Here is an 11,664-nt window from a genome sequence, read left to right on the forward strand (position 1 = left end):
TCAACACCTTTCCAATTACGATTACACGTGTAATTCTATTTAATGATTACATATGTAATCTTAGATGTCAAGCTCTTCCAATTAATTTTTCAACAGCGGTCATCTTAATCAAAACTTACATTATGCTCGGGGATGTCTAATTATTTATTAATATAATTGTAACACCATATCTGAAAATGTTAAAATTATACAAATATTATTAATGACTGAGGAGGTGAAAAATGAAAAAGCTCCTATTATCCTTTCGCTTCTGGTTTGTGTTGGTTTCAATCTTCATCATTGTTCAAAATTTGTTAGGCTGGGATGATAAAAGCCTGCTGCTCTATTTCACTACCCCACCGCTTTTATTTGCGAACGAATGGTTTAATATTAACTGGAGTTTTTTAGGTGATAACATGCTGCTCTTTGCCTACGTATGTAATTTTGTTACGTGGTATATAGCTGGCTTAGTGCTTGATCTGCTGCTATATAGATTTGTTGTAAGAAAGCGTAGCAATTACCGATCTTCTTAAATATGATGCAAAGTCGAAATCGAATCTAGTTAAGAAATAGCGAAAGGAGCTTTTATTATGAGCAATATATCCTCGATAAGAAAATGGTTTATTTATATTGGCACATTCTTTGTGGCGATTGGAATAGGCTTTTTTTATTTGCAGAAGGAGCTAGTACCGTAATCGGCACCGTGTCGCTCGGCAGTGGAATATGTTTATATATTGCTTCAAATTTCTTTAGAACACAGCTTAAACAAGAGAATGACGGATAATCAGAACAATAACCAAAAAGCCCATTGGATTAGAGTCCAATGAGCTAACGTTAATACACAAAAGTCATAAGAAGATATATTGTGAATCAAAAAAGCGTAAGTTCCAACGTTCTGTAATCTAAAAGTTTTAAAAAGCTACTTGATGTATGCCGGCTCCTGGTGAAGCAGTCGATTCACCTGCTCGCGCAATTGTACATATTCCGGATACGTACGAACTCTAGGGCGAGCAAACGTAACCGGTACAATCTTCTTAATCACCCCGGGACTTGATGACATAACTACAATTCGGTCCGACAAATAGATCGCTTCCTCTACGTCATGAGTCACAAGCAAAATCGTTGTTCGCTCCGTCTCCCAAATATTCATCAGCTCATTCTGCATCTGCTCGCGTCTGATGGAATCCAGTGCTGAGAATGGCTCATCCATTAGTAGCAGACTCGGTTTCAAACAGAGAGCACGAGCAATCGCAGTACGCTGCCTCATCCCGCCGGACAACTGTTCAGGATACAGATCCTCCATTCCCATTAATCCGAGCTTCTCAATATATTGAGCAACTACGGAATCCTGATACTTACGGGAATAGCGCGTGCCTCGCAAACCAAATCCAATATTTTGCTTTACAGTCAGCCAAGGAAATAAAGTATAGTCCTGAAAAATATAGACTCGTTCTGTCGATAGACCTCTTACCACTTCCCCCTGAAACTTGACGCTGCCGCCCAGATCAGGGCTCTCGATGCCGGCGATCATTTTCATCAATGTACTCTTACCGCAGCCGGAAGGTCCAACGAACGAGACGAATTCGCCTTGCCCAATCGTAAACGAGATGTCCCTCACTGCATTTAATAGACTATGGGTACCGACATCATAAGTTTTACTGACATGATCAAACTCGATATACATAAGGCTTTCTCCTCGTAAAGTATTTATATCGCCTAGTTTTGGCAACCTCCCAGTATCTAGGAAATGAGTGCCGATTTTACAATTTCTAGTAAAATTTTACCGTAATATATGAATTAGAGTTTTATATCTACTGGTAATATTTTCTTCATTATTTCCATCGGACAATCCCCCGTTCCGCCACTCTAATTAACACCGCTGACGAGAAACCGAGCAGACCAATCGTAAACATTCCGATTATCGACTGTGAATAATCAAGCAAATGGTATGCTTGCCATGTCATGTAGCCGACTCCAGTCTGTCCAGACATCATTTCTCCTGTAATGACCCCCATCCAAGAAGCACCAGTTCCTATAGCAACACCAGTAAAAATTTCGGGTGTTATTGCTGGAATGTATACACTAAACAGAGCTCGAACAGGTGTACAGCCCAAATTGTAAGCTGCGTGAATGAGTTGTTTAGGAATCCGCTGGGCCGCATCTTTCGTATTAATAAGAATTGGGAAGAAGGCACCTATGAACGTGATAAAAATAATACTCCCCTCGATTGTCGGGAACAAGAGCATTGCGATTGGCAAATAGGCAATCAGTGGTATTGGGCGAAATATCTCAAAGTTTGTAAAAATAATGTTACTTGCTTGTCTGGAAAGCCCTATCCATAAGCCTAGAGGTACAGCTGCAAAAAAGGCCAGGACAATACCAGCCAATACACGCATGGAACTCGTCAATATGTTCTCGTAGTAGAAGCCACTTCCAAGCAAGTTAACCCATGCGATCATCACTTCGGCAGGTGCAGGTAAATTGGCAAATTGAAAGGGCCACTTCAAGCCTAATGTGACCAGAATGTGCCATAATCCGATGAAACTAACGATGGACAACACCTTTACCGTCAACGAAAGTCCAGCTTTTACAGCCTTTTGTCTTCTATCCAATCTCCTTTCAACTCCTCATCTGTCAAATAGGGCTTATCCAGAGAATGCAATGCCTCACGCAAATATTGATCATCCACAAAATCGTTTAAATCCAGTTTTTGCTGCAGTTTTCCTATTTCCGACAAAAAGGCGATACTGCCATTCAAAGTATTCAAATCCTTGTTATAGATCGCAGAGTCGAAGCGAATCGAAGCGACCAGTTTGTGACATACTTCCAGCGGAAACTTGCTCTCCTCTGCAAAAATTTCAGCCGCTTCCGTGGGATGATTACTAATGAATTGATGCGCTTCATACAACGCTCTAAGAAATGCGATAACATATGTTCGATTGCTTTGAGCCCAATCTCGATTGGCTACAACTGCCGTTAAGTAATCGACATTCGTCGTCTCTCCTGATTGCAATAGTTGTCCGATTCCCCGGTAATCAATCAGGCTCAAATAGGGCTCCCATGTTGCATGCACATCGATCTTTCTCTGCTCGATACTTTGCATTCCGACTGATACCGACTGATCGACTATCGTCACCTGCTCAATCAGCCCATGTTCACGAAGCATATCGAGCAGCATACGGTGAGCGCTACTTCCGATTGGGGTCGATACAGTCTTTCCTGCCAATTCCTCTATCGTGTGAATACTACTCCCGTTTGGGGTCACGATACCTTGATTTCGCCCTGACACTCCTTTACCATCAAGCGCAAGCAGCACGGAATCATAATTTGATCGCGTCTTCCCTTGAACTCCATTGAGCAGAGAAGGCATATCACCGAGAAAAGACAACTGAATTTTTCCCCCGATCATGTTATTGTTCAATACCGAGCCTGCTGAAGCATCAAACCATTCAACAGTTACCTCCTGCCCTGGCAATAGCTCTTCCAGATGCTTTTCCAGCAGCTTCTTGTTTTTTATAATAAGTGCCCCCCATGTTTGAGCCGTGGTCGATTGGTAGCCGATTGTAAATCTTTCCTGACTCGTAACCGCTCCTCCACCGCAGCCTTGCAGTAGCACTAGAAGAATGAGCAGGAAGCTGCCTACTGATATTCTAAGTTTGACTATCCCCATAAGGCTGCCCTACTCCTTCCATATCGAAACAGCGTCCCTTATCGCATCCATCGCCTTCAGCTTATTGCCATCATAATCGAACAGCGTCAAATTTGACCAATTGTTGTGATGTCCGACAGACCACTCCTCCTGACAAGGTATCCATGCAGGTTCCCAATAGTAAAATCCGATACATTTGCCTTCAGGCGCACTCTTCATTAGGGCAATCAGATCTCTCATATAGGCCGCTTGCCCTTCTATCGTTGCTGGGTATCCCTCATGCAATTGATCTTCCTTATCAACGATCATACCCGGAGAAGTAAGGTTGGTGATCGTCCATGGATAGGCAAGTTCGACAATAATGATATCTCTCCCGTATCTAGAAATTAAATCAGCCATGTTGTTTTCTAGCGCTTTCAATGTACCATGCCACCATGGATAAAAAGACAAGCCGATCGTATCAAATTGCACACCGTATCGTTCAAACTGATCTAAAAATTTACGGCTCGTCGCATTATCACCACCTTGGTCAATATGGATCATAATATTAATCGAAGGATCAACCTTCTTTACCGCTGCAATGCCCTTCTTAACGAGTTCCGTCAACTGCTGCCACTGCTTGTCGGATTCACTAAGATTGCCGCTAACGCAGCCCTCGTCCCAGACGATTCCCCTCGTAATTTCATTACCGATTTGAACCATATCTGGCGTCGTTCCTTGTGCCTTGAGGGCACCCAGAACTTGCTCCGTATAGTCATATAGCGCTTGCTTTAACGATGTAAAATCGAGCCCCTCCCACGCTTTCGGCTTCGTTTGATGCTTCGGATCAGCCCATAAGTCCGAATAGTGGAAGCAGAGCAGTAAATGCATCCCTTTCTCCTTTACTTGCCTGGCCATGTGCAGTGTGCGCTCCAAATCGCAAAATCCGCCAGCAGGGTCGTTCCAGATTCTCAAACGTACAGCTTTCATCCCATGGTCAGTTAAAATGGATAAGCAATCGGCTTGAACGCCTTCATCATAAAACTTTCCTCCCGCTTGCAAAACTTCATCAAGAAACGAAATATCCGCACCAGTAATTAACTTAGTCATGAAATACCTCTCCCTTTTTGGCACGACAATAGAAAGGTAGAGAGAACTCTACCCGACCTGTCGTGAATTTATTGAATTATTTACATTAAGTCATTCAGACAAATAGCGCCTTGCTCGCGAATTTGGATGACAAATGTAGATGTGCCAAGCGTGCGATCAATCAATGCGGTGTACTCATTTTCTGATTCTCTCGGTACGATAGCGAGAATAACGCCTGCAAAACCGCCTCCATGTACGCGGCAAGCCCCCTTCCCGATTGACTTCAAATAGGACTCTGTAATCGCGAGTGCTACTGTAATGCTTTGCTCATGCGAATCGGAATCCCGATAGCAGTTTTGAAGCCACTTCCACGAGGAGTTGCCTGATTCGGTGATAAGCGAAAGGAAGTAGTCAAAATCATTGTTTTGCAGCGCTTTGACCTGCTCGTCAACGCGATTGTTCTCTGCGAAGAAATGCAGCGCTCTAAGCACTGCACGATCGCCTGCTTGTCTGCGAATAGCCGATAAGTTTTGATAAATGTCTTCCTGCGTCACCTGACGGCAGACGCTTGCACCAAGCAGGTTAGCAACAGCTCTCATCTCGTTAGGAACTGCGGAATAATCCTCGGTCAGGTCTGCATGGTTTCCACCTGTGTTGACAATAACGAGGGAATACTCCTGCTCTGAAAAATTGTAGTTGATCGGTCTTATGATAGGCTGCTCCGGATTTTCAAAATCGATCGCAATGAGACCTCCATAAGCACATGCCATCTGATCAAGCAGCCCGGAAGGCTTGTTCCAATATTTGTTCTCGGCATATTGTCCAATTTTAGATATCGTGACGGCATCCAATAAGCCATCATTGTAGAACGAGTTTAAAATGGTGCATACGAGCATCTCGAACGACGCCGATGAACTTAACCCCGATGCGGACAACACGTTGCTAGTTATATAAGCGGTGAATCCGCCAACTGCAAATCCTTTCGCCACAAAACCTGCAGCAATGCCGCGGATAAGCGCAGCCGTACCGCCTTCGCCCGATTTGACCTCCAAATCCTGCAGATCAATAACAGTCCTACCCTCATACCCTTCCGAAATAATCGTAATAACTCCGTTGTCCGTTGCAACTGCTGCGGCTATTGTATCCAGATTGATGCTTGCAGCAAGCACTTTTCCATAATTGTGGTCAGTATGATTTCCGCCGATTTCACTGCGTCCCGGTGCGCTGAACAGTCGTACCTGACCGTCTCCATAATGCTCAGCATATTTCTTGAGCAGCGATTGGTAGCGGCTTGTTTGAGCTGCAAGCTGATCTCTCCCATACATTGATACCAGCAGGCTTTGCGCTTTTGTCGTCTCGATTAAGTCAATCGATTGTTGTATGAATAGCATTATTAAATCCCCCTTAGATGTGTGTTATCTTGACAATACCGCCTACGGACATAGGAACGGCATTCCAGGCATGTGCGATATATATCTGTGAATCTACTTCTTTACCAAAACAATCGGCCACAGTAATGGTCATCTGCTCTAACTTTTCCGAGCAGTTGCTACGTACGAACAATTGGCTGCTGTACGTGCCGTTGACGACTATCGTGTCTCGGGCGATTTCAATTGGTCCGCCGCCGTTGACCATAAATACGATATCGAAATTAGGTCCTTCTGCCTTAAGAATGGCAGAGTCAGGATCGAGCGGGATACGGTGCTGTTTGAAAATATTCAGATGCTTGATATACCATTCATTGAGCAGCCTGATGACGTCCAATTGCTCGACAGACAGCTTCTTGAAATCCATACTGTAAGCTGGGATGCCGGCTGCTAGCATTTTAATAATCGCAACAGCTGTATCCTCCGGTGTCTCAGACCCTTTTATAATTTGATAGTCATTTAAAGCATAAGGGGTATAGCCTTGAATGAAAAGCGTTCGTAGAAAATTGCTCTCCGGATCAAACGGCCCGTCCCCCGCGCGCATCATTGTGCCGTATCTTGAGAAAAACGGTGTGCCGTAGTTTTGCTTCAGTTCAACGATATATTCCGGCTTCAGTTTGCGCGTACGTTCCTCGATCAGAGCAAGCGTCATCTCCAGCCCTTCGAGCATCGTCGTTACATCATGATGATGATTCGGATTGTTGCATTTAACGTTCGGCACCCAATTGAACAAGTCGTACTTGGCCCCATCGAAATCCCATTTTTCAATGAACTTGACACAAATGTCAGCCATCGTATCCCGGGCTTCCTCATTCATGAAGCACAACGAATAAAATTGCGTCGGATTAATAATCGGCTTCCCCGATTCCTCAGCGATAAGCAAGCGCTCCCGTTCCGGATAGCATTTTGCACCAGCTGCTACCGCGTGCGGAGCGCACCATATGATGGGTTTACCTCCATGTTCCTTTATGTCGTTCACAAGAGCTACCATATCCGGTATTTTATGAGGATCCGGCTCCCAGTCCCCGATATTGAGATTGACGCTATAATCGTTGTCCAGTCCAGGTCCGAACCAGCCGTCGTCAATAATATAGTTGTGAATGCCGAGTTCGGTACCAATCTTGACATTGTCGACAATAATATCGCTCGTAATGTCATTACTATGCCAATCAGCCCACGTACACCATATCGGCAGCATTGAAGCTTCCACTTCAACGTCTTGCAGAAGGTATAAGCTCCGCTGATAGTTCGAAAAGTCACGAATGCTCATGACCCACGGCTGCGCATGATCCGAGCCAGCAAACTGATTATAATACACGTATTCAGTTACCGACCTGTCGTCGTACTGCTGCGCAATTCGCTGCGGAATTGGATACTGGTCTGTTCCTCTTTTAATACGAAATGCGATATGTCCGGTATGTACATTCAACGCCCGATTAGATTCTGGTTCTACGAGCTGATAAGTCGTTTCATAATTTTCACCAATAATACCTGCAGCTAGCGCAGTATTTCGGTCGCGTCCTGTAAATATGTACAACGGAAGCTTCGTGTCGTCTACCCCTGTCTCTAGTTCCCGGAACGAACGCCAGAACGTGACAATCTTGGAACTGTTGAAAAACCACCTACCACTATCAGGTACAATGACTGAATGATAATTGCGTATTTCCGTGTAAAACGTAAATTCAAGACTTGTGATAGTCTCGCTATTGTCCAGTGGACGCGCCTCAACAGGATAAGGCATTTCGCTACCGACCTTAAGTAAAATACCATCACTTTCTAACAAATAGTTTTCACTGAAGACTATATCCTCAAACACGACTTGCTTTCCCGACTGTAGCTGGACAGCAATTTTTAAATAGTCACCCATACATATCTCCTCGCAAACTTATATTTTTATTCAATAAATACTATTTTATAGAAAAAATATTATATTGTATGATATTAATTAAATTATTTTACACTTTTGGAAACTTATTCAATACTGAGTGTTTGTTGTTGGGCATCAACGAATCGATAATATGTTCCCTGTCGATTTATTAGATCATCGTGTTTTCCTTTCTCTACTATGACCCCATGATCGACGACGGCAATCATGTCCGCGTCGCGAATCGTCGATAGCCGATGCGCAACAACAAACGTTGTTCTACCTTGCCGCACAGTACGGAGCGCTTGGCGAATTTTCATTTCTGTCTCTGTATCGACATTCGCAGTCGCTTCGTCAAGAATAAGTATACGTGGATCGGCGATAAGCGCTCTCGCAAACGATAACAACTGCCGCTGGCCTACTGACAGCTTGCTGCCACGCTCCTCAATTTGCGTATCGTACCCGTTCGGTAATTTGATAATGAATGAATGCGCCCAAACTGCTCTTGCTGCCCGTTCCACTTCCTCATCCGTCGCGTCTATCTTGCCATAACGAATGTTTTCACGAATTGTCCCTGAGAAAAGAAACATGTCCTGTAACACCATACTCATCTGCGAGCGCAAGCTATGAATAGTCGCATCACGGATATCAGTGCCGTCAATGAAAATACTTCCTTCAGTTGGCTCATAAAATCGGTACAGCAAATTCATCAGCGTGCTTTTTCCTGCCCCTGTATGCCCAACCAACGCGATAGTACTCCCTGCCTGAACTTCAAGATCGATTCCTCTCAAGGCCGCGCGTCCTTCTTCATAATTGAACGCAACTTGCCGGAATTTCACATCTCCATTAATAACGGGCAACTGAGTCATACCTGATTGTTCTGCAGTCGACGGCTGTTCGTCTAAAACCTCGAAAATCCGCTCAGAGGAAGCCATTCCTACCAACAGCTGTGTATAGATTTGACCAAGTCTCATAACAGGCTCCCAAAAGTTGCCCACATAGCTGGCAAATCCGACAATAACACCAACTGTCACCTCTCCACTCTGGATTAAATAAGTTCCGTACAGGAACAAAATAACGGTTCCGATTGCGCTGGTCAATTCCACAATAGGTGAGAACGACTGATTAAGCGCCGCTGCCTTATTCCACGTTTTCACATTGTCTTCATTGATTCTGTCAAAAAAACGCATATTGTGCTGCTCTTGTGCATATGCCTTGGTGACTCGAATGCCTTGTATCGATTCATTCAAATGCGCATTGATGCGTGTCTGCTTCATTCTCAGCTTCTGAAATGCAAGGCGTATTTGCCTTCTCAACACAGAGGAAATGAAAAACATAAGCGGTACAGTAAGCATTACAGCGATACCAAGTTTCACATTCCATGCAAGCAGAATGATCATGATACCGATCAGTTGAATCATATCCATGAGGAGATTGACAATGCCATTTGTGAACAGTTCCTCTAGGGCATTGACATCGTTCGTTATTCTTCCAAGTACAGCACCCACTGGCCTGCTATTAAAAAATCGATGCGACAATGATTGAATGTGTCGAAATAACTGCTGCCGCATGTCGGCAATAATCCGCTGCCCAATCTTGTTCGTGTAGAGTACCCGGTATCGACTTGCGGCCCATTGCAGCACGTATAACAACAAATTCACTCCAGCCAAACCGATAAGCAGCCCGGCATTCGGCTTGCCGCTTAAAGGGTTAAGCGCATAATCAATAGCAATAATGGTCAAAGCCGGTACGATCAGCTTGATGATGGTACTAAGCAGCAACGTCAATACAATTGGCAGCAGCTGCTTACGGTATGGCTTTAAATAGCTATATAGCCGATGAAGCTGCTTCCACTGAAAGGAATGATTGATTTCTGCTTCGTTTGGGTAGATGAACCGATTCGTCTTGTCGGTAATCGAAGATTGCTTTGCATTCATATGCGTTCCTCCTGTAGGCGAGTTGCACCCGCAGCCACGCTTTCGGCCTCGTATTGCACGTCATACTGCATTTCATAAATATCTGCATATGGTCCAGGCACTGAGATAAGCTGTTCGTGTCGTCCGCGCTGGACAACGATCCCTTGGTCTAAAACCAATATTTCATCCGCATGTCTTATCGAGGAGATGCGTTGTGCGATGATGATTGTCGTCCTGCCCTTCATCAGCTCTTTTAGTCCCGCTTGAATAAGGCGTTCAGTCTCCATGTCCACTGCGCTTGTCGCATCGTCGAGAACGACGATTCTAGGATTTCGTATAAAAGCCCGCGCTATCGCAATCCGCTGCTTTTGCCCACCGGACAGCCCCATTCCCCTCTCCCCGATGACAGTATCATAGCCCAGCGGTAGCTGTTGAATAAAATCGTGCGCTTGCGCGAGCCGAGCTGCATTGATAACCTCCTCCATCGTAACTTCCTCTGCGCCATATGTGATGTTGTCGCGAATAGTAGCGGAGAACAGAAACGTCTCCTGAAATACGACAGATATGAGCTCTCTCAGTCGGCGGCGTTCAAATTGGCCAACATCGATCCCATCAATCGTAATGCTACCGATTTCAACTTCATACGCTCGCATTAGTAACTGCATAACCGTCGATTTTCCGGAGCCCATCCCACCGATAAGACCGATGACCGATCCGATTCCCGCCTCCAGGGAGAAGTCCTTAAGAGCAGGCGATGCCTGTCCCTTATAGTGAAACGTTACGCCATCGAAACGTAAAACACCGAGATGTAAGCCATCCTCCTGCTTGGCAGGCAATGGCATCGGATAGTCCTCTTCCTCCGCCGGTTCATTGATGAGCTCTATCACGCGTTCACCTGATGCTTTCGCCAATGTATATTTATTGATGTGGAACCCTACCCACCACATTGGAGTAATGATAAATCCCGTTAAGCTGGAAAACGCAACAAATTCTCCTAATGATAAGGTTCCGTAAATAACGAACAGACCGCCTGACAGAAGCAAAATGACCGTGCATATATTGGCTAATAATTCGATGACCGGATAATGATTGGCCCATACGCTGACCGCCAGAAGCTGCTGCTTCCTGTAATGTTCATTGCGGGCCGAAAATCTGTCATTCTCGTACATTTCCCGGGAGTACGCCTTAACCGTCTGCATACCCGAAATGTTTTCCTGAGCCGCCGACGCAATGTCGCCCATGGCAAGGCGAACGTTCCGATATGCCGGATGAATTCTCTTCTCGAACCGGATCGCTACAAGTGCCAGCAGCGGCAAAGTCAATAGCGTTAGCAGTGCCAGCTGCCAATTCATCCACAGCATCATCGCCGCACCAAAAACGAACATGATACCCATATTAATAAACTGCGCAAGGTCGAAACCAATAAAGTTGCGAATGGCATCAAGATCCGAAGTCATCCTCGACATCAAATCCCCTGTTTTCGCCGTGTCATAATAGCTGTTGGGCAGCTTCTGAAGTTTGTTGTAGCACTCACTGCGCAATCTCATGATCAAGCGGTTGCCCACTCGGGATCCTATCCATCCGTGGACATACTGCAGTCCACTCTTCAATGCGATTACACTGAACAGCACAGCAGTGAGGCCGAGCACCAGACTGTATTGCCCACCAATAATGACGTCGTCAATTAGCACTAGCAACAAGCGTGGATATACTAATCCAAGTGCGGTAGCACATATTAGGCTTATCATGGAAACAAGCATG

The 11,664-nt window shown here is 45.0% G+C and carries 9 protein-coding genes; 1 reads left to right on the forward strand and 8 read right to left on the reverse strand.

Annotation, left to right across the window (positions count from 1 at the left end; all coding sequences use genetic code 11):
* Positions 1-221: 221 nt before the first annotated feature.
* Complete coding sequence (locus NSQ99_RS16040) at positions 222-512, forward strand: hypothetical protein (protein WP_340837792.1); 291 nt, start codon at positions 222-224, stop codon at positions 510-512.
* Positions 513-898: 386 nt separating this feature from the next.
* Here the strand turns inward: NSQ99_RS16040 and NSQ99_RS16045 are convergent, their stop codons facing one another.
* The 8 genes from NSQ99_RS16045 to NSQ99_RS16080 all read right to left on the reverse strand — a co-directional run bounded on the left by NSQ99_RS16045 (position 899) and on the right by NSQ99_RS16080 (position 11,651).
* The gene (locus tag NSQ99_RS16045; protein ID WP_340837794.1) at positions 899-1,663 is read right to left on the reverse strand and encodes an ABC transporter ATP-binding protein; all 765 of its coding nucleotides are present in this window, start codon (positions 1,661-1,663) and stop codon (positions 899-901) included.
* A gap of 148 nt (positions 1,664-1,811) precedes the next feature.
* Positions 1,812-2,591, reverse strand: a complete 780-nt coding sequence (locus NSQ99_RS16050) for an ABC transporter permease (RefSeq protein ID WP_340837796.1) — start codon at positions 2,589-2,591, stop codon at positions 1,812-1,814.
* Positions 2,567-3,649, reverse strand: coding sequence for an ABC transporter substrate-binding protein (locus NSQ99_RS16055; RefSeq protein WP_340837798.1), 1,083 nt, complete (start codon positions 3,647-3,649; stop codon positions 2,567-2,569). Before NSQ99_RS16055 ends, NSQ99_RS16050 begins: the two co-directional genes overlap by 25 nt.
* A gap of 9 nt (positions 3,650-3,658) precedes the next feature.
* Positions 3,659-4,717 carry a glycoside hydrolase family 53 protein gene (locus NSQ99_RS16060; RefSeq protein WP_340837799.1) on the reverse strand — a complete coding sequence of 353 codons (1,059 nt, stop codon included), beginning with the start codon at positions 4,715-4,717 and terminating at the stop codon, positions 3,659-3,661.
* A gap of 80 nt (positions 4,718-4,797) precedes the next feature.
* Complete coding sequence (locus tag NSQ99_RS16065; protein ID WP_340837801.1) at positions 4,798-6,087, reverse strand: galactokinase; 1,290 nt, start codon at positions 6,085-6,087, stop codon at positions 4,798-4,800.
* Between the two features lie 13 nt (positions 6,088-6,100).
* Positions 6,101-7,990, reverse strand: coding sequence for an alpha-galactosidase (locus NSQ99_RS16070; protein ID WP_340837802.1), 1,890 nt, complete (start codon positions 7,988-7,990; stop codon positions 6,101-6,103).
* Positions 7,991-8,094: 104 nt separating this feature from the next.
* On the reverse strand, positions 8,095-9,924 hold the full coding sequence (locus NSQ99_RS16075) for an ABC transporter ATP-binding protein (protein ID WP_340837804.1): 1,830 nt from the start codon (positions 9,922-9,924) through the stop codon (positions 8,095-8,097).
* Positions 9,921-11,651 (reverse strand): ABC transporter ATP-binding protein, encoded by a 1,731-nt coding sequence (locus NSQ99_RS16080; protein ID WP_340837805.1) that lies wholly within the window; start codon positions 11,649-11,651, stop codon positions 9,921-9,923. The genes NSQ99_RS16075 and NSQ99_RS16080 overlap by 4 nt, the downstream gene beginning before the upstream one ends.
* Positions 11,652-11,664: the final 13 nt, after the last annotated feature.

The sequence above is a fragment of the Paenibacillus sp. FSL W7-1287 genome (assembly GCF_038004245.1).
Taxonomy (GTDB): Bacteria; Bacillota; Bacilli; order Paenibacillales; family Paenibacillaceae; genus Pristimantibacillus; species Pristimantibacillus camelliae.

Excerpts from the sequence above, each read along its gene's own strand:
- NSQ99_RS16040 (WP_340837792.1), top strand. The coding sequence starts at position 222 with ATGAAAAAGCTCCTATTATCCTTTCGCTTCTGGTTTGTGTTGGTTTCA.
- NSQ99_RS16065 (WP_340837801.1), bottom strand. The coding sequence starts at position 6,087 with ATGCTATTCATACAACAATCGATTGACTTAATCGAGACGACAAAAGCG.
- NSQ99_RS16070 (WP_340837802.1), bottom strand. The coding sequence starts at position 7,990 with ATGGGTGACTATTTAAAAATTGCTGTCCAGCTACAGTCGGGAAAGCAA.
- NSQ99_RS16075 (WP_340837804.1), bottom strand. The coding sequence starts at position 9,924 with ATGAATGCAAAGCAATCTTCGATTACCGACAAGACGAATCGGTTCATC.
- NSQ99_RS16060 (WP_340837799.1), bottom strand. The coding sequence starts at position 4,717 with ATGACTAAGTTAATTACTGGTGCGGATATTTCGTTTCTTGATGAAGTT.
- NSQ99_RS16080 (WP_340837805.1), bottom strand. The coding sequence starts at position 11,651 with ATGATAAGCCTAATATGTGCTACCGCACTTGGATTAGTATATCCACGC.
- NSQ99_RS16045 (WP_340837794.1), bottom strand. The coding sequence starts at position 1,663 with ATGTATATCGAGTTTGATCATGTCAGTAAAACTTATGATGTCGGTACC.
- NSQ99_RS16055 (WP_340837798.1), bottom strand. The coding sequence starts at position 3,649 with ATGGGGATAGTCAAACTTAGAATATCAGTAGGCAGCTTCCTGCTCATT.